15 protein-coding genes are annotated in these 22,248 nt (G+C 60.1%); 1 reads left to right on the forward strand and 14 read right to left on the reverse strand.

Translation table 11 applies throughout. The annotated features are described in order from the left end of the window. Positions 1 to 73 precede the first annotated feature (73 nt). The 6 genes from BM374_RS14755 to BM374_RS14780 form a co-directional block, all read right to left on the reverse strand. Positions 74 to 589, reverse strand: coding sequence for an acyltransferase (locus BM374_RS14755; protein WP_092293206.1), 516 nt, complete (start codon positions 587 to 589; stop codon positions 74 to 76). Between the two features lie 31 nt (positions 590 to 620). After that, positions 621 to 2,096 carry an oligosaccharide flippase family protein gene (locus BM374_RS14760; protein ID WP_092293500.1) on the reverse strand — a complete coding sequence of 492 codons (1,476 nt, stop codon included), beginning with the start codon at positions 2,094 to 2,096 and terminating at the stop codon, positions 621 to 623. A 46-nt stretch (positions 2,097 to 2,142) separates the two neighbouring features. Then, complete coding sequence (locus BM374_RS14765) at positions 2,143 to 3,204, reverse strand: Gfo/Idh/MocA family protein (RefSeq protein WP_092293208.1); 1,062 nt, start codon at positions 3,202 to 3,204, stop codon at positions 2,143 to 2,145. A 69-nt stretch (positions 3,205 to 3,273) separates the two neighbouring features. Continuing rightward, positions 3,274 to 4,536, reverse strand: a complete 1,263-nt coding sequence (wecC, locus tag BM374_RS14770; RefSeq protein WP_092293210.1) for a UDP-N-acetyl-D-mannosamine dehydrogenase — start codon at positions 4,534 to 4,536, stop codon at positions 3,274 to 3,276. Beyond that, positions 4,529 to 5,653 (reverse strand): non-hydrolyzing UDP-N-acetylglucosamine 2-epimerase, encoded by a 1,125-nt coding sequence (gene wecB / locus BM374_RS14775; protein ID WP_092293212.1) that lies wholly within the window; start codon positions 5,651 to 5,653, stop codon positions 4,529 to 4,531. Before wecB ends, wecC begins: the two co-directional genes overlap by 8 nt. A gap of 3 nt (positions 5,654 to 5,656) precedes the next feature. Beyond that, a complete protein-coding gene (locus BM374_RS14780; protein WP_092293214.1) occupies positions 5,657 to 6,451 on the reverse strand; it encodes a WecB/TagA/CpsF family glycosyltransferase in 795 nt (264 codons plus the stop codon). A 169-nt stretch (positions 6,452 to 6,620) separates the two neighbouring features. Here BM374_RS14780 and BM374_RS14785 point away from each other — a divergent pair, with 169 nt between their 5' ends. Further along, positions 6,621 to 7,508 (forward strand): glycosyltransferase family 2 protein, encoded by an 888-nt coding sequence (locus BM374_RS14785; RefSeq protein ID WP_092293216.1) that lies wholly within the window; start codon positions 6,621 to 6,623, stop codon positions 7,506 to 7,508. A 16-nt stretch (positions 7,509 to 7,524) separates the two neighbouring features. On the opposite strand, the gene BM374_RS14790 is transcribed toward BM374_RS14785, so the two are convergent. The 8 genes from BM374_RS14790 to rfbB all read right to left on the reverse strand — a co-directional run bounded on the left by BM374_RS14790 (position 7,525) and on the right by rfbB (position 22,238). After that, on the reverse strand, positions 7,525 to 8,697 hold the full coding sequence (locus BM374_RS14790) for a hypothetical protein (protein WP_244552593.1): 1,173 nt from the start codon (positions 8,695 to 8,697) through the stop codon (positions 7,525 to 7,527). A 26-nt stretch (positions 8,698 to 8,723) separates the two neighbouring features. Continuing rightward, positions 8,724 to 10,151 (reverse strand): HlyD family type I secretion periplasmic adaptor subunit, encoded by a 1,428-nt coding sequence (locus BM374_RS14795; protein WP_244552594.1) that lies wholly within the window; start codon positions 10,149 to 10,151, stop codon positions 8,724 to 8,726. Next, positions 10,148 to 12,352, reverse strand: coding sequence for a peptidase domain-containing ABC transporter (locus tag BM374_RS14800; RefSeq protein WP_092293218.1), 2,205 nt, complete (start codon positions 12,350 to 12,352; stop codon positions 10,148 to 10,150). Before BM374_RS14800 ends, BM374_RS14795 begins: the two co-directional genes overlap by 4 nt. After that, entirely contained in the window at positions 12,330 to 12,665 is a 336-nt protein-coding gene (locus tag BM374_RS14805) for a hypothetical protein (RefSeq protein ID WP_092293220.1), read from the reverse strand. The genes BM374_RS14800 and BM374_RS14805 overlap by 23 nt, the downstream gene beginning before the upstream one ends. A 10-nt stretch (positions 12,666 to 12,675) precedes the next feature. Beyond that, positions 12,676 to 19,284, reverse strand: a complete 6,609-nt coding sequence (locus BM374_RS14810; protein WP_244552595.1) for a DUF4082 domain-containing protein — start codon at positions 19,282 to 19,284, stop codon at positions 12,676 to 12,678. Positions 19,285 to 19,400: 116 nt separating this feature from the next. Beyond that, on the reverse strand, positions 19,401 to 20,273 hold the full coding sequence (gene rfbA / locus BM374_RS14815) for a glucose-1-phosphate thymidylyltransferase RfbA (RefSeq protein WP_092293222.1): 873 nt from the start codon (positions 20,271 to 20,273) through the stop codon (positions 19,401 to 19,403). Then, positions 20,182 to 21,171 (reverse strand): dTDP-4-dehydrorhamnose reductase, encoded by a 990-nt coding sequence (rfbD, locus tag BM374_RS14820; RefSeq protein WP_092293224.1) that lies wholly within the window; start codon positions 21,169 to 21,171, stop codon positions 20,182 to 20,184. The genes rfbA and rfbD overlap by 92 nt, the downstream gene beginning before the upstream one ends. A gap of 8 nt (positions 21,172 to 21,179) precedes the next feature. Next, positions 21,180 to 22,238, reverse strand: a complete 1,059-nt coding sequence (rfbB, locus tag BM374_RS14825; protein WP_092293226.1) for a dTDP-glucose 4,6-dehydratase — start codon at positions 22,236 to 22,238, stop codon at positions 21,180 to 21,182. Positions 22,239 to 22,248 lie beyond the last annotated feature (10 nt).

The following is a 22,248-nucleotide window of genomic DNA, read 5'->3' on the forward strand; positions in this document are numbered from 1 at the left end:
TAAATAATTAACTCGAAATATAATATTTAATCAAGCGTAAATTTTGAATAAGATCAATTCGGGTTAATTCAACCTAGCCCGGGGATCCGCTGACGAGAGCACGATCGACCGTGGCCCTGCTTCCGGCTGCGGACATGGGCCGGGCAGGTACTCCGGCGACGGTGGCACCAGGGGCAACATCTCTTGTCACGACGGAGCCCGCGCCGACGGTCGCACCCGCACCGATCGTGACACCGCATAGAATTGTTGCGTTGGAACCGATGGCAGCCCCCTTGCCGACGAGAGTGCGCTCCAATGTCCAGTCCGAAGCTTGCTGAGGACGACCATTCGCGGTCGTTGCCTTCGGATATTTATCGTTCGTGAACATCACGCCATGACCGATAAACACCTCGTCCTCGAGTGTGACGCCTTCGCAGATGAAGCTATGCGATGATACTTTGCACCGCGCGCCGATCCTTGCTCCCGTCTGGATTTCGACGAAAGCTCCGATCCTGCTCTCATCGCCAACTGTGCAGCCGTACAGATTGACCAGTTCCGGATGAAGGATACGGACATCGCGACCAAGTTCCACGTCTGGTGTGATAGGCATATCCCGCGCTCCGAATGATGTCGTAGGGCTGCTATGGCGTCGTCCGCGAAGGCCATAGGCCAGGCGCCACTCTCGCCAGGCCGGCTGCGGCATAGTGAAACTGCTGCAACAGCGGGTGCCCAGTGGCCATCAGTCCAAGCCACCAACAGAGCACGGCGACGGAGAAGGCCGACGCCAACCCGGCACCCGAGGTAAGGCCTCCAGCTTCCGTCAGCGCCGCGCAAATAGAAGCACCGGCAATCGCCAGAACCGTTACAGCTCCGCTTCTCCATAGGGCGCGTACAAACTCGACGGGCCGAAGGCCGAGGTGTCGTCCCAAGAAGTAGAACGCAACCGTCGCTTGAAATGGCAATGTCACAAGAGCGGATGCAGCAACGGCGTGCACTCCAAGAAACGAGGCGCCCAGGATGACCAGAAGTGATGGTGGCAGCGAAATTAACGAGGAGATCAGCGCATCCTGCACCCTTCCGACCGCAACGAACACCGGGTAGGTCAGGCATGCCGCGAAAAGCGCAAGGTTGCCAATACAGAGCAGTTGCACCAGCGGAACCGTCTCGAGCCACGTCGGGCCGAGCCAAATCAGAATGATTGGCCGGGCCATGATTGCCATGAATATCAAAAACGGCCACTGCACCGCGGAGAGCAACTGAATGGCCTCCAGATAGAGGGCCTTGAGATCGCCGCCTGCTTTGTTTCGCGCAACAATTGCCGGCATGACGACCGGACCTATGACTTGGGTAACCAGCTTATCGAAGATCTGCGTCGATGCGGTTGCCCGGCTGTAAAGACCGACGGCCGTGAAGTCGAGCACTCTCGCCAGGAACAGTTGCGGTGCTAAACCATAGAACACGTTTACAACACTAACCGCCCCCGAGTAGAGGCCGAAGCCGACGATCTCTCGGCAATCGACCAAGGAGGGCCGCATCGCATCAAAATCTCTACGCCATAGCAGCAGCATCCCGGCCAGCACCGCGTTGCCGGCCACCCCTCCCCAGAGTGGGGCCGTGTAGCTGAAGTGGGCCATTGCGAGCCCGACCGAAACGACAGCGATGGTCATTCCAGCCGCGAGGTTGCAGATTGCAAGCACGCCAAACTGCATCTCGCGACGAAACAATGCGGCTATCGTTCCGGAGAACGGCAGCAAGAGAAGATTTAATGAGGCAACCTCGATCCCTCCGCCCAAGCGGTCAAGCTCGAAGAAGCGCGCGATCGGCTGCGCAGACAGGAACAGCGCGAAAGCCGTGCTAGCCGAAATCATGAGGGTAATCGTGAACGTGGTCTGCACGCTCGCGCGCGACAACTCGCGCTTCTGAATCAGATAGCTTGCGCCTGCAAACTCCTGGAAGCAGGCGGCAATGATCGACGTGATGGCGTTCGCGACGGCATAGATGCCAAACTCTTCCGGAGACAGCAAACGGGCAAGCACGGCGGTCGCGACAAAGACCAGCAGCAGGCCGACGTAACGGTCGAGCGCCGAGAACAGAATGGAGCGCTGCACGGACTTCATTGCATCGTCTGTCATGTAGGTCAGGTGAGCTGGGTCGCCGCGCCCGTCATGCCATCGCCCTGGCGAGCTGCCGGGTTCCGTGAGATTCGCCTAGCAATACGGGCGCACCCTGTTTTGCGATCGAGCGCGATGCCGCTTCCAAAACCTCGATCACGCGGAGTCCCGAGGTGCCGCTGGAAATCGGCTGGCCACCGGAGCGTACGCAATCGACAAAGTGCTCCACCTCGGTCTGCAGTGCCTCAGTTGGCGATATGTGCGGAGCCCACATGTCGCCGGCGCGATACCCGATCCGCAATTGGTGCGCGTCCTCGGGTGGCACATCAAGCGTGATTCCCTTGTCATAGACCTTGATCTTCTCGGTCGGCTCGAGATCGTCGTAGACGATCATCTTTTTGCTGCCTCCAATGAACGTTTGGCGCACCTTGACGGGCGAGAGCCAATTGACGCTGACATGCGCCACGCACGCGTCGGCAAAGAAAAGCGTGATGTGCGCCATGTTCTCGGGCGAGCCGACGACGTGGCACGACCCGGTTGCCGAAACGGCGATCGGCGACTGATCGAGGATATGGTGGATGATGGAGATATCGTGCACCGCCAGGTCCCAGATTACGTTTACGTCCTTTTGAAACAGGCCGAGACTCGCGCGTGTGCTGTCGTAGTAGTAGATGTCTCCGAGTTCTCGGCTCAGCAGGAGCTCCCGAATCTTCTGAACTGCCGGTGTGTAGAGGAAGGTATGATCGACCATGAGCGTCAGTCCGCGCCGATCCGCTTCCTCGATCAAGCGAATCACGAGCTCAGCGCTCGGCGCAAGCGGCTTTTCGACCAGAACATGCTTTCCGGCCTTTAACGCCGCAATTGCCAGCTCGTAATGCGTATGCACCGGCGTAGCGATAGCGATTGCGTCGATACGCGCGTCCTTCAGCAGATCCTCGTAGCGACTGGTCGTTTCCACCGCCGGGTAAAGCTGCTTTATCGCGCCGAGCCTTCCTGAGTTCAGGTCGCTCACGCTGACGACACGGGCGCCAGGATTGATCGAGAAATTTCGAACGAGATTTGGGCCCCAGTAACCGTAGCCCACGACGCCGATTCCAAGTTGACTGTCTCGCATGCTAGCCTCGATCCACCCAGAGGGTACGCCTCTACTCATCCCATTGCCGATGATCGCTTCACGCGGGCATCAGGTCCGCGCCGGCATGTCCTGCCATATGCCTCGCGTATCTATGACGTCGAGATGTCGGCGCTCCGAAAGGGGCACCATCTTGAATTCGTCGTGATCCACGAGGAGAACCGCGATTTCGCAACTACGCAGAGCCTCCTCGATGTTCACGAACCCGACGCGATGATCGGCCAACTGGGGTGGCAGACGGCGAAGGTTCGGCTCAACGACCTTGACGCGCTCTCCGTACTTCGCAGCGAGATGCGTGGCGATCTCCATGGCGGGACTTTCACGCAGATCGTCGACATTGGCCTTGAAGGTCAATCCACAACAAGCGACGTTTGCATAGGGATGATCGTCGATCAGCGCCTCTGTACGTTCGATGATCTTCTGAGTTTTGGCATTGTTGACTTCCCGGCTGGTTCGCATCACCCGAGCGATATCTGGCGCAGAGTCGATGATGAACCAGGGATCGACTGCAATGCAGTGCCCGCCCACCCCCGGTCCTGGCCGCAATACGTTTACGCGAGGGTGGCGGTTGGCGATGTCGATCACCTCCCAGACATTGATGTCGAACCTATCGCAAATCAGCGAGAGTTCGTTCGCAAAGGCTATGTTGGTATCGCGGAAGGCGTTCTCCGTCAGTTTGACCAATTCGGCTGTGCGGGCCGTAGTACCGACGCAGGCGCCGCGAACGAACATCTTGTAGAAGCGCTGGGCCCGCCGCGTGCAGGTTGGCGTAATTCCCCCAATGCATCTGTCATTGTTGATGAGCTCGGTCAGGATACGTCCCGGCAACACGCGTTCTGGGCAGTAGGCGACGTAGATTGCCCCGTCTTCCCTGCCGTTGATGCCTATGTGCAAGTCTGGCCTGCGCTCGATGATCCGTTTTGCGATCGCCTCAGTGGTCCCGATCGGCGACGTCGATTCGAGGATGACGAGATTGCCTGGTGCAAGGATATCGACGATCTTGTCGACTGCGGCATTCACACTTGACAAGTCTGGACGGTTCTCGTGATCGATCGGCGTCGGCACTGCGATGATGAAGACGTCGGCAGGCTGCGGCTTGGTGGAGGTTGTCAGGGCGCCGCTCGACACGACCTTCGAAACGAGACCATCGAGATCGGGCTCCGCAATGTGAATCTTTCCGGATGCGACCGTATCGACGATACGCTCATTGGTGTCGATCCCGACCACCTGCATTCCCCGGCTCGCAATCAGCGCTGCGGTCGGGAGCCCGATATAGCCAAGTCCAACGACGTTGATCTTCTGAAATTCAGGCATCGAGAAGCACCTTCACGATACGCTCGCTCGCGCGCCCGTCACCGAACGGATTGTGCGAACGGGCCATGGCGGCATAAGTCTCGTCGTCGTCGAGCAAGCGAACTGTTTCGGCAACGATCTTGTCGTAGTTCGCGCCGACCAGGCGCGCCGTCCCGGCCTCCACCCCCTCGGGGCGCTCGGTCGTGTCGCGCATCACCAGGACTGGCTTCCCGAAAGTGGGAGCCTCCTCCTGGACGCCGCCTGAATCCGTCAGGACCAGATGCGACAACGAGAGCAGGCTCACGAAGTCCGTGTATTCCTGGGGGGAGATAAGGACGACCCTCGGGTGTTCCGACAGTCGGGACGCAAACAAGTCGCGGACATTCGGATTCGGATGCACGGGGAGCACGACAGCAACGTCTTCCCTGTGCAGGATCGTTTCCAACGCGTTCACGATGTTGATTACGCCGCCGCCAAAATTCTCCCGGCGGTGGCAGGTCACCAGGATGATGCGCCGATTGCCGTGACGCTTCTTGATGTCGTCCCAGCGGCACGAAAGCCCCGGATCGGATTCGACCATGGCTTTCGCGAGGATGAGCGCGTCCACCACCGTGTTGCCGGTGACGTGGATGCGGTCGTCCGATACGTTCTCAGACCGCAGCGCGCACGCAGCGCGCTCTGTCGGGGCGAAATGCTGATCGGCGATCGACCCGACGATCTTGCGGTTCACCTCCTCGGGCCACGGAGAAAATATGTCGCCGCTACGCAGTCCTGCCTCGATGTGCGAAACCGGTATCCGGTGGTAGTAGGACGCCAGCGCGCCGACCATGGCGGTCGCCGTGTCGCCTTGGACGATAACCCTCGTAGGCTTCACCTTGTCGAGGAGTTCACCGATCTCTCCGAGCAAGCGGGCAGTCAGATGATCCAGCGTCTGATTGTCCGTCATGACGTTCAGATCAAAATCCGGAACTACCTTGGCGAGCTTGAGGACCTGATCGAGCAGTTGTCGATGCTGTGCCGTCGCACAGATCGTCAGGGAGATGTCCTTGCGATTCTCGGCCTTGAGGCGGTTGATGACCGGAAAGAGCTTGATTGCTTCGGGCCGGGTTCCCAAGAGGATGAAAAAATGCTTGCGCACGTCTCACCCTCCGATCCGGCTCGGGCCCGGCGGCACGGAACCCGGCGCGCCCAGCGTATGCTGAATCGCCTGCTTGATGAGCGCTTGCGCCAGGATCCTCGCAAACAGCGTGTTTGTCGTGGCGTATCGCCACCACATCCGTCCGGGTTCCTGATAGATGCGATACAGCCATTCGAGGCCCAGCCTCTGCATCTGCGCTGGTGCGCGTCGAACGGTGCCTGCAAGAATATCGAACGCGCCACCCACGCCCATGATGAAAGGTACGCCGAGATCATCGCGGTGGGCGGCCAGAAAGCGCTCCTTCCGAGGTGTCGGCATTCCGATGAAGAGACAATCGGCCCCGCTGGATCGGATATCCCGAACGACGTCACTCTCCTGCGCGGGTTTGAAGTAGCCGTCATGCCAGCCCGCGAAGACAAGTGAGGGATGTCTCCCGCGTGCGCGTTGCATTGCCTCGTGCAGCACGGCTTGGGTGGCTCCCAGGAAATACGGCTTGAAACCTTCCCGCGCACACACCGCGAGTAGTTCGGCCAGGAGATCGACGCCGGTGACTCGCGACGTTGCCGGAAGCCCGACGGCTCGAGCGCCCCAGAGAATCCCCATGCCGTCTATGCTGACAATGTCGCTGTTGGCGACATCGGCCGCGAGCACGGGATCGGATCGCATCTTGACGAATTTGGCGACGTTCAGCGCCACGTGCTGCAGTCGTCGGCGGCTGCGCATGGCGCCGCACGCCAGCTCTACGGTTTCCGCCATAGTCAGCAGGTCGATGGGGCACGCCAGGAACGATGCTCGCATTTGAATCGACCCTCCAAAATGCAATTTTGTTTAACTTGCATTTAAGATTATAATAACGATAATAAATTGCAAATATTTAATTGCAAGGATTAAATGCGCGGTTTCCAGCGGCCGTAGAATGGCGGTTACGGCGCCGATGGACTCCCAACGCACCGGGGGAAATTAAATAATGATTTCGGTAATTATTCCCCACCTCAACCAGGCGGAGGCTCTGGAAGCCTGCTTGCGAAGCCTGGATGCACAGACCCTGTCCCGGGACCTGTTCGAGATCATCGTGGTGGACAATGGCTCGGCGATATCGCCGATGGACGTCCTTGCAAGCCATCCTGACGTAAGGCTGGAGCGCGAACTACGTCCGGGTCCGGGGCCGGCGCGGAACACGGGCGTTGCTGCTGCCAAAGGCGAGATCCTCGCCTTCATCGACGCCGATTGCAGAGCCCATCAGGACTGGCTGAGCAGCGTCCTAAAATGGATTTCCATGTCGCCAGCTGGCACGGTTCTCGGCGGCGATGTTCGCATTTGGCGGCCTGACGATGCGGAGCTTGATGCAATTGCGGCTTACGAGAGCGTCTTTGCTTATCGCTTCAAGCTCTATATCGAGCGCCACGGTTATTCCGGTACTGGCAACATGGCGGTACTTCGCCGCGACTTCGATCGCGTTGGGCCTTTTGCAGGTATTGATATAGCCGAAGATATGGAGTGGGGAGAGCGTGCGTTGCGCGCGGGACTTCGATTCCGATACACTCCTGAAATGATCGTCTTCCATCCGGCTCGGCGCTCACTCCAGGAACTCTACGCCAAATGGGACCGACATATCGCGCACTATCGCAACATGGCGGAACGTAAACCTGCTTGGCAATTGCGCTGGATTGCACAAGCGTTTCTCATCTTCGCGTCGCTCGCCCCAAACGCCGTGACTGTGCTAACCAGTGATCGCCTGCATGGTGGTGGCGTCCGCCTTAAGGCAATTGCGGTATTGTGTGCTGTCCGCAGCCACCGCGCCATGACAATGCTCTCGCACCTGCGAGGCCGGCAAGCGGTCGCCTGGAATCGTTAGCAAAACGAGAGTTCCATTAGACGCCACCAAAGACACCGTTGTTGGTGAGCTCCGACAAGTCATTACGCCGGCCGAACGACCACAGGATCCATCCCAGTTCGTAGCTGCGGCACTCACGCCGAACGTCCACGTCAGCGCCGTCGGTCAGCTGGTCTCCGGTTCCGAGCCAGGCGTTCTTGAGCGCGCGTAGCGCACGCGGCGTCTTCGTTGTCAATTCACCCTTGCGAACCTGCGAACGGATCGTCAGGCTGAGCTCCGGCACAAGCATGGTCCGGCCCAGTTGGTTGTGACCGAACACCCAGTTGAATCCCTTGACCAGGGCATCCCGCGCTCCCCGTCGTCCAAAGCGCTCGGCCCATTCTAGTAGCGCCGGAGCCATTCCATACTGATGGACTGAATAGACCTCGTAGAAATCGAGGACGCGGCCACTCTTCGCATCGAAGAACCACGGCCACTCACCCTGGGGACCCTGAAGCGCGATCAGATTGCGCACACAGGTATCGGCCATGACGAGCGCGGACACGTCTCCGGTGAATTCGCCGTACTGATAGCAAGCGATGGTAATATAGGTCTGCGTCGCAAATGACGAAAAGCGGCGGCGGAAACCAGACGGCGCATCGAAAAATAGTCCGGACTCGCTATGGAAGCGCTCCTTCAGGAAACGATAGAGCGGAGCGGCGAAGCATAGCCACTCGCTCTCGCCCGCCCTGGCTTGCGCGATGACTCCCGTCAGCAGCATGCCGAGGTCCTGGGCCCGAAACGCTCGCCACCGCGAGTCATCCGAGAGAATCGCTTTCAACTCGAATCTCACCTGCTCCGGAATGGGAAGGCCGAGCTCGGCGGCGGCCCATAAGGCCATGCCAAACGCATATTTCCGCACGGGAAGCGCGGTGAGGCTCATCGCATTTCGATGGAAGATCTCTGGGAGATCAATATCCTCCGGAAGTTTCGCGACCCGCGACATCCCAAGCAAGACGTTGAGCGTATAGAACACGTCGCTGTGCGGCAGCGACTCGTTCGGCGAAGCCCGCCCGTCGAGATGATAGATGTGCGACCAACGGCGCTCCCTCGGCAACCAGCAGCGTTCCAGCCCGCTGAGCGCATAGTTCACCAGAGGCGAGTTTGGCGACGGAACCTTCGCAGGAGGGGGCACGATGAGCTTCACATTGGAATTCGGACTGATCATCATCGACAACGCACCATGGTAAATCCGACTCAGTACTCCCGGATGCTTTCATCCAGACCGCGAAGCAGCGGATAGAGGAAATACGAAATCACCGTCCGCTGTCCGACCTTCAGCTCGGCGGTGACGGCCATACCGGGCATCAATTGAACGCGCTCGGACGGCAGCCGAAGGTGCGTGTCCCGCAGATCGATCAGTACGCGGTAATAGGGAGCTGACGACCGGCGCGCACCTTCGGCCTTCGCCTCTGGCGAGAACGAGTCCTGACTAATGACTCCGACCTCGCCAGTAGCGGTGCCGTATTTCTGAAATGGAAATGCCTCGAACTTCACTCGTACGACCTGCCCGACCGCCACCTGCCCGATATCCCTGCCATCGACATTGACCTCCGCACGTAGCGCCTCATCCCGAGGAACCAGCACAAACAAGGTCTCGGCCTCGCGCACCACCGAACCCACCGTCCGATTGGCGATCTCGAGCACCACCGCATCCGCCGGCGCATGCAGCACGATCAGTTGCCGGCGGAGTTCCGCCTTTTTGAGTTCTTCGGCAGTGCCATCGCGCTTTGGCAACGCCTCGACCAATTCTTGATAGGCAGCGCGGCGAAACTCGGCGGCGAACACCTTCTGGTCTGCACGGGCTTTTTCCAGGCGATGCGTGTTGTCGACGATGCTGCCACGAACTCGCGCCAGGTTGCTTTCGACCTCCAACCGGGCATCCCGTGAGAGCAGGAAGTTCAGTCTTGAACCGACCTCCTTAGCCATCAACGCATTTCGCATGGCTTCAATGGACTGCATCGTGTCCAGCCGCTGGGTCAGAACCAGTTCCTCGTTCTGTGCCGTTTTCAGATTGGCCTGTGCGGACGCAATTTGCGCGTCATAGTTCTGGATCTGAAGGTCGTAAGCCGCTTTCCTCTGGAGGAACAACCTTCGCTGCAGAGCTTGGTCGGCGTTAAGCGTCTCGTCGAGGCCGTAGTCCGTCCCGTCCAGCTCGGCGCGAAGCCGGTCGATGGAAGCGTCGAGGCCCGCCAGACGGCTGCGCAATTGGGCAAGATCGGCCTGAGAGAATGTCGGATCGAGGACCGCGAGAACGTCGCCGCGATTAACGGCGTCGCCGACCTTGACGCGAATCTCCCGGATAACCGAGGTTTCCAGCGGCTGCACGACCAGGTTCGGACGCGTTGTGATCAGCTTACCCTGTGCCGTCACAATCATATCAACTCGAGACACGCATGCGAATGTGATCGCCGCAACGATCAGGCCGACGACACAGTAGAGCGTGATCCGCCCCACACGCGGTGGGGTCTGCAGCTCAATCTCGGCTGCGTCAGACTGAAATTGCGCGACCACGCGAGAACCTGCGGGCGCGGATCTCATGAGCCGGCGTCGCGTCCGCGAAACGGGCGGAAGCCCGAATCTGCCCGGCGCCGCTTCAATCTTGGTCTTCTCAGTCGCGGTCATGCGACATGCCTCGTCTGCTGGCTCCAGAGATGCCTGTAGAAGGTGCATTTCGACAGCAGCGCGTCGTGACGATCCACATCGACGATCCGCCCACGGTCGATCACCAGAATCTGACTTGCGTCCGACAGCATCGAAAGCCGATGCGATACGATGATGACGGTTCGCCCCTCCGCAATACGTCGCAGATTGCGCCGAATGATCGCCTCGCTCTCGGAGTCCAGTGCACTGGTGGCTTCGTCGAGGATCAAGATACGCGGGTTGACGATCAAGGCTCGCGCGATCGCAAGCCGCTGCCTTTGCCCGCCTGACAAGTTCGACGCCTGCTCTTCGAGCATGGTATCGAATCCCCTCGGCAATCGCTCAATGAACTCGTCGGCACCGGCAAGCTGAGCTGCCCGGACGACCTCCTCAAATGTGGCGTCCCGCCTCACGCATGCGATATTTTCGCGTACCGTGCCTCGGAACAGGAAATTCTCCTGCAGCACGACCCCCAGGCTCCGCCGCAGATGAGTGAGATCGATCTCGCGCGAATCGTGACCGTCGATCCGAACCAATCCCTGTTGCACAGGATACATCCCTGCAATGAGCCGCGTCAGCGTCGTCTTTCCAGAACCGCTCCGGCCGACAATTCCAAAGATCGAACCGGGCGCGATTGAGAACGACACCTCGTCCAAGGCCGGCGCATCCTCGCCATAGCGGAACGTAACGTTTTCAAACTCGATCTGGCCGGTGAAGTCGGGCCGCAGGCCCTCGCGATGATCGTCCCGTTCCAGCTCCCTATTCATGACCTCGCCGAGCATCTTAACGGCCAGCGCAACTTCCTGATACTCATGCACCATGGTCACCATCTGCACCAGCGGTCCCGAAACCCGTCCCGCCAGCATGTTGAAGGCGACCAGTGCGCCGATCGTCATCTCGCCGGCGAAAACGTCGAGCGCGCCCAAGGCCACGATGCCGAGCGTCATCATCTTCTCGAGGAAGCCGGTCAACGCCTGAGCGCCGGCAGAGATTTTTTCGACGCCAAACCGCATCGATACCGCCTGCGCGCAACGATCGTCCCATGTCCTGTTCTGGCTTGGTTCCATGGCCAGCGACTTCACCGTTCGCATGCCGTGCACGGTCTCGACGAGGAGCGCCTGGCGCCCGGCCTCCGCCTGATAAAGCTGATAGAGCCGCCGTCGGAACGGTCCCATCAGAATGGCAATCACGCTCGCGCTGGTGGCGGTGAAGGCCAGCACGACGCATGTGAGCTTGATGCTGTAGAGCGCCAGAACAGGCAGAAAGACGAACAGCGAAAGCGCGTCCAAGGCAGTCAGGAACAGTCGGCCGGTCAGGAACTCGCGGATTCGTCCGGCCTGCTGCATGTGCTTCACCAGGACGCCGGCCGAGATGCGCTCGAAGAAGGTTACCGGAAGCCCCAAAAGATGCCGAAACGTCCTGGTCGCGACCCGGATGTCGATCTTGTTCGTGGCATAGAGCAGCAGGTAGCGTCGCAGGAAGTTGAATATTGCGTCGAAGCAGAGCGCAAGGATCGCGCCAGCCGAGAGCACGTAGAGTGTCGTGAGACTCTCGTGGACTAGAACCTTGTCGATGACGAGTTGAAAGAAGATCGGAAGCGCCAGCCCCAGCGCATACAGGAACACCGCAGCAATTGCGACGTCGGAAAACAACCGCCACTCACGCAGCATTTCGGGCACGAACCAGCGTAACCCAAAGGATCTCTGGCCCTGCGCTGGAATGCTCTCGCGCTTGACCAGAACAGCCGTTCCGAACCATCTGGCGCAAAACCGGTCCGCTTCGACCAGCAGGTGCTCGTCCCTCCGCTCGGCCAGCGGATCGAACACTGTTACAGCGTCGCATTCCGGACTCGCGCCGAGGACCAAGACCCAGTTCCGGTTCGAGAGCTGAACAAGGGCCGGATAGGCTTCGCCGAGCCGGCATATCGCCTCCCAATCGAGTTGCACCGCGCGGGCGCGAAGGCCCGCATCATCGGCCATGCGCAGCAAGAGGTCGGTCGAGATGCCGGTCTCGTCGACAGCGTAGGCGTGCCGCAGGCGCTCGGACGGCAGATCAATACCGTGATGGGCAGCGACCCTCGACAGGCATTCAAGTGCGGTTTGAGCAGCCCGACGCGGCTCGTCCTCCGACGAAAGCGGTGCCGGTTCACATTGCTCAATTTCAACGGAAGTTGGTTGAGACATTTGGCGATCGTGAGTTGTCCGAAACTGGCGGGGCGGGCTCGACTCGCGTGCTGGCCTGAGGCGCGGCCATCGGCGTCCTGGGCCGAGAGCGCTGGACGGCGCCGGCGTCGACCAGCCCCTGAAGCGCGTTCTGCATCACCTCCACGGAGTTCGCGAACGACTCCGCGGAGAAGATCAGCCTTTGGCGAAAGACTTTCTTGGGCGCGTTGTTGGCGTCACGTTCCGTGGGCGAAAGGCTGAACAGGTCCACCCGGACGATCGACCCGCCGATCGTGACCTCGTCCACCCCATCGGTATAGATCTCGGCATGCATTGCGGTTCTCCTATGCTGCGAGCTGCGGCCTGAAGAGGACGTCAACTGCGTAGCTCGTTGCGTTGAAGGTGTTGGTGGGGAAGAGGCTCCCGGATCCGTATGCATAGACGCCGTTCCCGCCGCTGGACGCGGATGACGGGGCGGTCAATGGCCCGTTGGTGACCGAGCTGGCAAATAGATTCGGATCGTCAGAGTAATTTCCCGCAGTGTGGTAGGAGGCGACATAAGTCGTGCCCGCGGTGATGGTAACCGGCGTCGCGAAATTGACCTGTTGCCAGCCACTCGCCGTCTCATTGGTGAACGTGGCGGTCGCCAACAGGGTCCCGGTGCTGCTCCAGAGATCGGCGACGTGAGTGCCGATATTGGATGGTCCCTTGTAGAAGCGCAGCCCCGTGATGTCGCCAGTGGTGGACGCCTGGAACTTCATGCCGAGCTCAACCGAGTTCGGATCATTCACCGTCACCACGCTGGGCGTCGGATTCGAACTGAACAGGCTTACGGTGCTTGCTGACGGCGCGTGAACGGTCACGGCCACACTTGCGCTCGCCGTCCCACCCCGGCCGTCCGAGATCGCGTAGTTGAACGAGGCCGGCCCGGTGTAGTTGTTCGGCGCTGTGAACGTCACCGTATTGTTCTGGGCGCTGAAGCTGACGGTGCCGTTAACGGCTCCGCTGACCCCTGTGATCGTCAACTGATCTCCATTCGGATCAGTATCGTTGGCAAGCAGCGACGCACCTGAGATGCTCAGCGGAACCCCTTGGGTCGCGTCGAAGCCGCTATCGTTGTTCGCAATCGGTGGCTGGTTGGTGCCGCTGCTGGAACTGCTGAACACCACGTCCACCCAATAATTGGTAGCGTTGAACGTGCTGGTCGGGAACAGATTGCTCGTGCCGTAGGTGTACACACCATTGTTGCTGGACGGAGCCGTGAGCGGGCCGTTAGTATGGGCCGTCGTAAAGTAGCTCGCGGTGTCAGTATAGTGGCCATTGCTATGGAAGCTCGCGACATAGGTCGTGCCTGCCGAAATGGACACAGGACTACTGAATGTGACCGTCTGCCATCCGCTGGTGGTTTCATTCGTGAACGTTGCGCTCGCCAATAGCGTTCCCGTGCTGCTCCACAACGAGGCGGTATGCGTGCCTGTGTCGTTAGCGCTCTTGTAGTACTTGATTCCGGTGATCGTACCGGCCGCTGACGACGAGAATCGCACACCGAGATTGACCTGCGAGGCATCCGAATCCGACAGTGTCGCCGGCGTGTCGGAGTTCGAGAACAGACTGACCGTCGTGGGAGCCGTGCTTACGGTTACATTGAAGGTCTCGCTCGAAGAGAGACCGCCCAGATCCGTCACGCTCGTCTTGACGCTGAGGGTGCCGACGTTCGCGGATGTCGGTGTCCCGCTGAAGGTCCGTGTCGAGCCGTTGAAGGTCAACCAGGAGGGAAGCGGCGAGCCATCGGCAGAGGTCGCGGTATAGGTCAGCGAATCGCCGGAATCGACATCGGTGAAGGTGCCCACGGGCAGGGTCAGCGTAAAGGTCGAGCCAACGGTTGCCGTTTGATTGCCGGTCTGGATCGCCAGCACCGGCGCGTCATTGGCGCCGTGAATGGTGACGGTGAGCGTGGTCGACGAAGTCGCACCGGCGGCGTCGCTCATCGTGTAGCTGAAGACGTCCGTCAGCGTGTCGGTCGAAAGCCGCAGCGCCTGCACGACGGGATCCGTCTCGTTGACCGTATAGGTGAAGGTGCCTGAAGCGTTGAGCACGAGGCTTCCGTGCGCGCCGTTCAGCGCCGCGCCCAGCGTGCCGGAAGTCGAACCGAAGCTGACTGCAATCACGGTCTTCGTGTCGCCCGCGTCGGGATCGGTGTCGTTGGTCAGCACGTTTCCCGTGGCGGGTGAGCCGCCGGTACTGTTGTTGACACCGCCCTTCTCGGTCGCGTCGCCCGTGTCGGCGACCGCGGTTGGCGGAGAATTCGCAGTCGTCGTCACGACAATATTGAACGTCTCGCTCGAAGAGAGACCGCCTAGATCGGTCGCGCTTGTCTTGACGCTGAGGGTGCCGACGTTCGCGGATGTCGGTGTTCCGCTGAAGGTCCGTGTCGAGCCGTTGAAGGTCAACCAGGAGGGAAGCGGCGAACCATCGGCAGAGGTCGCGGTATAGGTCAGCGAATCGCCGGAATCGACATCGGTGAAGGTGCCCACGGGCAGGGTCAGCGTAAAGGTCGAGCCAACGGTTGCCGTTTGATTGCCTGTCTGGATCGCCAGCACCGGCGCATCGTTGGCGCCGTGAATGGTGATGGTGAGCGTGGTCGACGATGTCGCGCCCGCGGAGTCGCGCATCGTGTAGTTGAAGACGTCTGTCAGCGTGTTGGTCGCGAGCCGCAAGGCCTGTACGGCGGGATCAGTCTCGTTGACCGTGTAAGTGAAGGCCCCCGTGGCGCTGAGCACCAGGCTGCCGTGCGCGCCGTTCAGCGCTTGACCGAGCGTACCGGAGGTCGAGCCGAAACTGACCGCCGTCACGGTCTTGGTGTCTCCGGCGTCCGGATCGGTATCGTTGGTCAGCACGTTTCCCGTGGCGGGCGAGCCGCCCGTGCTATTGTTGACGCCGCCCTTCTCCGTGGCGTCGGCCGTGTCGGCGACCGCTGTCGGCGGCGTGTTGGTGCTGGAGGAGCCATTGAACACAACGTCGACATAGTAGTTGCTGGACTTGTAGACGTTGGTCGGGAATGGCGCGCCGGATCCGTAGGCGTAGACTCCATTTCCGGCCGCTGGAGCGCTCAGCTGGCCATTCGTAACCGAACTCGTGAAGTAGTTCTGAGTGTCGGAATAGTTGCCGTTCGTGTGATAGGAAGCGACATACGTGGTGCCCGCGGTAATGGCGATCGGGGCCGAGAAACTGACCTGTTGCCAGCCGCTGGCAGTCTCACCGCTGAAAGTCGCGGTGCCGAGCAAGGTTCCGGTCGAGCTCCAGAGATGCGCCACATGAGTACCTGTGTTCGCTGATCCCTTGTAAAAGCGCAGACCTGTTATCGTCCCATTTACGGAGGCGGTGAATTTGACTCCAACCTCGACGGAACTCGTATCACCGGAATTGACCACGCTCGGCGTGTCGGTGGTGGCGAACAGACTCTGGGCGGAAACCGGATAGTTGACATTGACGGAAACCTGGCCGGTTCCGCTGGCTTCGCTCGTGTCAGTGATCGTGTAGGAGAAATTCGCCGGTCCGGCGAAATTCGCAGTCGGAGTAAACGTCACCGTCTGGGTCTGGGCATTGTAGCTGACGCTCCCGTTGACAGGGCTGCTCACGCTGGTAATTGAAAACGACAGGCCGGCCGGATCCGTATCATTGGCGAGCAGCGCCGACGCCGGAATGTTCAGCACACCATTTTCGGTTACGTTGAAGCCGGTGTCATTGTTGGCCTGTGGTTGCTGGGTGGTGTCCCTGAAGACGACATCGACCCAATAGTTGTCAGCCTTGATGTTCGAAACAGTGTTCGGGAAGAGCGGTCCGGGACCGTAGGCATAGACGCCATTGAGGCCGCTGCCCGTGGCCGTCAACGGGCCACGCGTATGGCCGGCATTGTCGAAATAGAAGTCGGTCGTGGAGTACTCACCGGTATTCGTGTGATAGGAGGCGATGTAGGTGACCCCGGCCTGCACATGGACCGGTGTCGCGAAATTCACCTGTTGCCAGCCGCTCGCGGTTTCGTTGGTGAACGTCGCGCTCGCAAGCAGCGTGCCGTTCGTCGTCCAGAGATCGCCAAGATGCGTCCCCGTGTTCTGCGGCCCCTTGTAGAAGCGGATGCCGGTGATGTCGCCCGACACCGCGGGCACGAATTTCACACCCAGCTCTACGGCGCCGGCATCGTTCGTCGTGATGACCGCCGGCGTGTCCGTCGGACTGAAAATCGATAGGTTCGTCGATGGCGTGACGGTGTAAGTCACCCCCGCGCCGGGCGTTTCGAGATTGAGGCTGTCGTCCACCGCCCTGCTCTCGATTTTGTACTGGCCGGTAGCACCGGAGGTGAAGGTGTAAGACCACGTCACATTTGCGGTGCCAACACTGCTGGTGGCCGGGTGCCACGTCTTTCCGCCGTCGGTCGAGACTTCAACGCCGCCTATGACGCCCCCCACGTCGCTGGCCGTTCCTGTGACGGTAACCGACTGGCTCTCCGGGATGCTGGTCGCCGAGACGTTCGTGATGGTGGAGGTCGGGGCCGTGCGATCAGTCGATTGGGAAGCGATTACCAGACTCGCTTGCAGCGTCGCGGGCTGCACGCCCATATCGGCGAGCACATTGACCGTCGCCTGCTGAACATTCGGATCAATCGGCGTCGCCGAGCCCGTCACCTGGTCGTGGTCGGAGGCAAGGCCCCACGACCAGAACACCGTACCAGCTCCAAAAACCAGGGCGCCGCTGACCGGGTCGCGGAACTCGACGAGATTATGCGTTGCCGTTCCGTTGCCCGTGGTGTTGCCGTAGTCCAAAAGATCGGTATTCACCTGCAGTGTCGTCGACGAGACATCGACCAGTCCAGCCGGGCGAAAGCCGTTGTCAGGCGATGAATCCCACTCGTAACCGAGCAGGTTCTGTACGAGCGAGGCGGTTTGGCCAGAGGGCGTATTGGCGACCGACGTATTGCGCCAGAAGCGCAGTTTCGTCTCGCCGTACGGAATCTGGATGATATCGGTGCGGTCGGAGTCGACCTGAAACACGGTCCCGGTGAGGGCATTGGAAGGGATCCCTGCCATGCCTCCGGTTGACGCAAAACGCGCGTCCATGAATGTGCTTGTTGCCGTTCCGGTCGGATCGATCAGCTGATTGGCGTGCGTGTCCTTGTACGTGATCAACGTCCGGTTGGCAGTGTGGCTGGGGTCGATGCTGGTCGACAGTCTCGTCTGCCAGTACACCTCGTTGCCACTCAGAAACATCAGATTGACGCCGGCATGGCCCGCCGCCTGGACGTTGGAGACCTGACTGTCGGTCCAGTATTCGTCATGACCGACGTCCATGTAGACTTGGTGGTTGAGCAGGAGCGAGCCGCTGGTCGCCGCGTCGATGCCGGAAATGTAAGAGATGTCGTATCCGTTCTGCTCCAGCCAATAGATAGCCGGATATTCCGCCGAGAACAGCATATCGTTGGAGGTGCCGAACAGACCGCCGTCACGTGTCGTGATGGGACGGTTGTAGCTCACGGCATAAGCGGATCCGTTGATACCAGGTCCGTTGCCGGCGTACAGATCGGCGCCGCCCCAAGGATTGTAGGCCTCCCAGGTTTGATCCGACGTCTGAAATACGATCCCGCTATGCGACGCATCGTTACGGATGACGAATGGAATCTGGAAAATCTGCGTGCCGTCAATGACGTTGGCGATATAGACGCCGGACGTCGCGTTGGTTGGCACAGCCCAGGAGTCGGTCACGCTCCAGTTGCCGGCGTCGACCAGGCCGGTCGATGCGTCCTTTAACGGAGCTGGCTGAACGACAGTTGCCGCCTGATGCTGCAGGGTGGTGACAAGTGTCGCGCCGTCGCCTCCGTAATAACCCAGCCGATAGATATCGATGTGGTAGTTCGAGGTTCCAGTCTGATTGTTGATCTTGAATTGAACGGTGCCGCCGAGATTGGTGCTTATCGCCGTCGTGAACCCCTGGATCTTCGTCGAATCCTGTCCCGGATTGATCTGCCAGATGCTCTGGGGAGTGCCCGGCTTCTGGTTCTCCAGCACGATCGGGTTCGTGGTTGGATCCGCGACGATGGTGCCGCCTTGCCCATCGGGGGCAAACGTCCAGTTGGCGTCGTTCCCGGAAAACCGCAAGCTGACGTTGTCGGCTCCGTTACTGAAATCGACCGTGCTGATATTCGGGCCGCTGTCGTAGCGAACGGATGCCGACATCGTCGGCGTGAAGGCAAAATCTCTGAGATCGATGAGGTCGCCGGCTGAAAGCGGCTGGTCCGGTGATGAACTTCCAATCACTCCGCGGAATTGCGCAGCGTGATCGAGAATGAGCGTGCCGGCTTCCGTGTCGAATAACACGGTTACTCCAGAGAATGAGCCGCGCAAGAATTGCCCGGAAGCCGCCCCCCCGAGCTCGAGGGTCCCCTTGTCAGGAATCGTGAAGACCTTCTGCCCGCCGACGGTCGCTCTAAGATCCGCCGCAGCAGTCGCGTTTCCGCCGGCCGATCCGTCACTCATATTGCCGTTGGTGACCCCGTCACTCCCTACGACGGATGAGGGTCCTGCCCAGAGCGGAAACGTGGCACCTCCACTGACAGACGGGCTGGCCCTGGTCTCGACAAGGTCGGGTCCCGAAGTATCGATGAGCGCAGCGCTCGTGGTATCCGGGAGCCCGGCGCTCCAACTCGCAGCGAGATTCCAATAGCCACCGTTTGGCTCGATCCAACGCGTGGTCTTGGAGTGCGGCGGCACCGTGCCTTGATCGCGCTTCGGTCCGTCGCCCGGCGGAATTCCAAACGCCGGCCACGGCGGCAGATTGCCGAGGGTCGCGTTCCAGAAGAACGGGCGGCGGCCCGAGACCGGATTTGTTTGGCCGAAATCACCTTCTTCCGAGAGGAAGGGCGTTGCCCCTCGATAAAAGACGCTCGCCTTTTGGTTCAGCATGGCCCGCCTCCCGAAACTCACTCAAGCAATAAATTTAATTTAAAAAAACTATTTCAGTCAATTCAGCTTAATATGCAATTTAATGTTATTAACTAGAAGCCGGACGATGGAATACGTCATCCGGACAGCAGGATTTCAGTGAGATATTTGCCGTAACCGCTCTTCTCCAGCGGTTGAACCAACCCGAGAAGCTGTTTTCGATCAATGAAGCCCTGCCGGAAGGCGATCTCCTCAAGGCAAGCGACCTTCATGCCCTGCCGCTTTTCAAGCGTTTGCACAAACATCCCCGCATCGATGAGCGACTCGACCGTGCCGGTATCCAGCCATGCGAATCCCCGTCCCATGCGCTCGACATGGAGAGCGCCGGCCGCCAGATAGCGCATTTGCAGATCGGTGATCTCGAGCTCTCCCCGAGGCGACGGCTCGACACGGCGAGCATACCGCACAACCCGGTTGTCAAAAAAATACAGACCGGTGATGGCCCAGTTCGATGCCGGCGTTTTCGGCTTCTCCTCGATCCGTAGCGGGCGGCCCGCATCATCAAACGTCACCACGCCGTACCGCTCAGGATCGCGCACATGATACGCGAACACGGTTGCGCCCTCGTCGCGGGCCGCGGCTCTTGCGAGAAGCTCGCGCAAGCCGCCGCCGAAAAAGATGTTGTCTCCGAGAACCATCGCGACGCGATCGGTTCCGATGAAGTCGGCGCCTACGATGAACGCCTCCGCAAGCCCACCGGGGCGGGGTTGTTCGGCATAGCTGAGGCTGATTCCCCACTGGCTGCCGTTCCCGAGCAATCGCTCGAACTGCGACCTGTCCGCCGGGGTCGTGATAATCAGTATCTCACGAATGCCCGCCAACATTAGCGTCGACAGCGGGTAGTAGATCATCGGCTTGTCATAGATGGGCAGCAATTGCTTGCTGACCACACGTGTGATCGGGTAGAGCCGCGTTCCGCTGCCGCCCGCCAGGACTATTCCCTTCAGCATCGGATTCCCCTCTTCCCACAAGTTGGTCGAGACAGATTTCGAGAGATTGGCGCCAGGCCGGCAATCGAATTCCAAACACGCGTTCCGCTTTGGACGAGTCCAGGCGCGAGTTTACAGGCCTGCGCGCAGCGCTCGGGTACTGCGCTGTGGTGATCGCTTCCAGCGACGGCGGCCGCCCTCCCCGACGGGATAAACCATCGAAGATTGCCTCGGCAAAGCCATGCCAGGTCGCTGCTCCCTGGCCGGCCACGTGGAAAATGCCCGCCGCTATGCGGCGGTCATCGCTGAGCGACCGCTCTGCAATTTGCAGGAGCGCTACGGCCAGATCCGCCGCCGACGTCGGGCTACCGAGCTGGTCGCAAACGACCCTTACGATCGTGCGTGTTTCGGCCAGCCGCAACATGGTCCGGACGAAGTTGCTGCCTGTCGGGCTGTAGATCCAGGATGACCTGACGACGGTTGCCAGGGGATGTGCCGCCAACACGGCCGCCTCGCCGGCCAGCTTTGATGCACCGTATGTGTTCAGCGGCGCCGGCACGTCGGCTTCATCGTAAGCCTCGCGCTTGGCGCCGTCGAAGACGAAATCGGTGGACAAGTGCACAAATGGAATGTTTCTCTGCCATGCGATATCCGCCAACGCAGCCGCACCGTCGCGATTGATGCTGAAGGCCTTTCCGACCTCGGACTCGGCGAGGTCCACGGCCGTATAGGCCGCGGCATTAATGATCATGCAGGGAGCGATCGATGCGACCCTCGTGTCGATCCCGTCCCGGACCTCGAGGTCGAGCTCCTCGCGTCCGAGGGCCACTGCAGACAGGCCGCGAAGAGCAGCGACATCAAGAAGGCAGCTGCCCAGTTGGCCATTTCGACCAGCAATTAGAATCGGTCCTTCGATCATTGGCAGCCTCAGTGTTGGGTGGCTGGAAGACCAAGACGCGAGCCGTCGTAGACCATGCTGCGAGCCCGCGCCCACCAGGCGCCGCTGGCCAGATACCATTCCACCGTCTCTGCGAGACCTTGTTCGAAGCTTCGCGTCGGCCGCCATCCCAGCTCGCTGCGAGCTTTGGACGCATCGATTGCGTACCGTGCGTCGTGACCCGGACGGTCCGGCACAAACGAGATCAATGATCGCCTCGCTGCCGGCCCTGGACGCAACCGATCCAGCACGTCACAAATCTGCGTGACTACCTCCAAGTTTGAGCGTTCGCTATCGCCGCCGAAATTGTACTTCTCTCCGGCTCTGCCCTCGAATAGCAGCCGGATCAGGCCTGCGGCGTGATCCTCGACGTGAAGCCAATCGCGCACATTGCTGCCGTCGCCATAGACGGGCAACGACTTGTGCTCGATCGCGTTGAGGACCGTTAGCGGAATGAGCTTTTCCGGGAATTGGAATGGTCCGTAGTTGTTCGAACAATTCGACACGATCACCGGCAAGCCATAGGTTTTGTACCAGGCGAGCGCGAGGTGGTCCGAAGCGGCCTTGCTCGCCGAATAGGGTGAACTCGGTCGATAGGGGGTATCTTCCCGAAAGCAGTCGGTCGGACCCAATGAACCATAGACCTCATCTGTCGACACGTGGATGAACCTGAACTGTCTCTGCCGCGGACCCGAGAGCCCGTCGTAATATCGCCTGGCAGCCTCCAGCAGAGTGTAGGTCCCGACGATGTTGGTATTGATGAACGTCGCCGATCCGGTAATCGATCGATCGACATGGCTCTCAGCCGCCAAGTGGATGACCGCGCTTGGCTCCCATTGGTGGAATAGACGAGTGACCGCCTCCTGATCGCAGATGTCGTGCTGCTCAAATCGATAGCGGTTCGTTCCGTCGATGGATGCCAGCGACGCCAAGTTGGCCGCGTAGGTCAACTTGTCGACATTGACGACCGAGGCACCGGCTTCCGACACCAACTGTCGACAGACCGCAGACCCGATAAATCCCGCTCCTCCGGTCACCAGAACACGCATGCCGCACCCT

This window comes from Bradyrhizobium sp. Ghvi, assembly GCF_900115265.1.
In the GTDB taxonomy this organism is placed as follows: domain Bacteria; phylum Pseudomonadota; class Alphaproteobacteria; order Rhizobiales; family Xanthobacteraceae; genus Bradyrhizobium.

What these genes read in the sequence shown, in the direction of transcription:
- BM374_RS14755 (WP_092293206.1), bottom strand. Translation starts at nt 589, where the DNA reads ATGCCTATCACACCAGACGTGGAACTTGGTCGCGATGTCCGTATCCTT.
- BM374_RS14760 (WP_092293500.1), bottom strand. Translation starts at nt 2,096, where the DNA reads ATGAAGTCCGTGCAGCGCTCCATTCTGTTCTCGGCGCTCGACCGTTAC.
- BM374_RS14765 (WP_092293208.1), bottom strand. Translation starts at nt 3,204, where the DNA reads ATGCGAGACAGTCAACTTGGAATCGGCGTCGTGGGCTACGGTTACTGG.
- wecC (WP_092293210.1), bottom strand. Translation starts at nt 4,536, where the DNA reads ATGCCTGAATTTCAGAAGATCAACGTCGTTGGACTTGGCTATATCGGG.
- BM374_RS14780 (WP_092293214.1), bottom strand. Translation starts at nt 6,451, where the DNA reads ATGCGAGCATCGTTCCTGGCGTGCCCCATCGACCTGCTGACTATGGCG.
- BM374_RS14785 (WP_092293216.1), top strand. Translation starts at nt 6,621, where the DNA reads ATGATTTCGGTAATTATTCCCCACCTCAACCAGGCGGAGGCTCTGGAA.
- BM374_RS14790 (WP_244552593.1), bottom strand. Translation starts at nt 8,697, where the DNA reads ATGATGATCAGTCCGAATTCCAATGTGAAGCTCATCGTGCCCCCTCCT.
- BM374_RS14795 (WP_244552594.1), bottom strand. Translation starts at nt 10,151, where the DNA reads ATGACCGCGACTGAGAAGACCAAGATTGAAGCGGCGCCGGGCAGATTC.
- BM374_RS14800 (WP_092293218.1), bottom strand. Translation starts at nt 12,352, where the DNA reads ATGTCTCAACCAACTTCCGTTGAAATTGAGCAATGTGAACCGGCACCG.
- BM374_RS14805 (WP_092293220.1), bottom strand. Translation starts at nt 12,665, where the DNA reads ATGCATGCCGAGATCTATACCGATGGGGTGGACGAGGTCACGATCGGC.
- BM374_RS14810 (WP_244552595.1), bottom strand. Translation starts at nt 19,284, where the DNA reads ATGCTGAACCAAAAGGCGAGCGTCTTTTATCGAGGGGCAACGCCCTTC.
- rfbA (WP_092293222.1), bottom strand. Translation starts at nt 20,273, where the DNA reads ATGCTGAAGGGAATAGTCCTGGCGGGCGGCAGCGGAACGCGGCTCTAC.
- rfbD (WP_092293224.1), bottom strand. Translation starts at nt 21,171, where the DNA reads ATGATCGAAGGACCGATTCTAATTGCTGGTCGAAATGGCCAACTGGGC.
- rfbB (WP_092293226.1), bottom strand. Translation starts at nt 22,238, where the DNA reads ATGCGTGTTCTGGTGACCGGAGGAGCGGGATTTATCGGGTCTGCGGTC.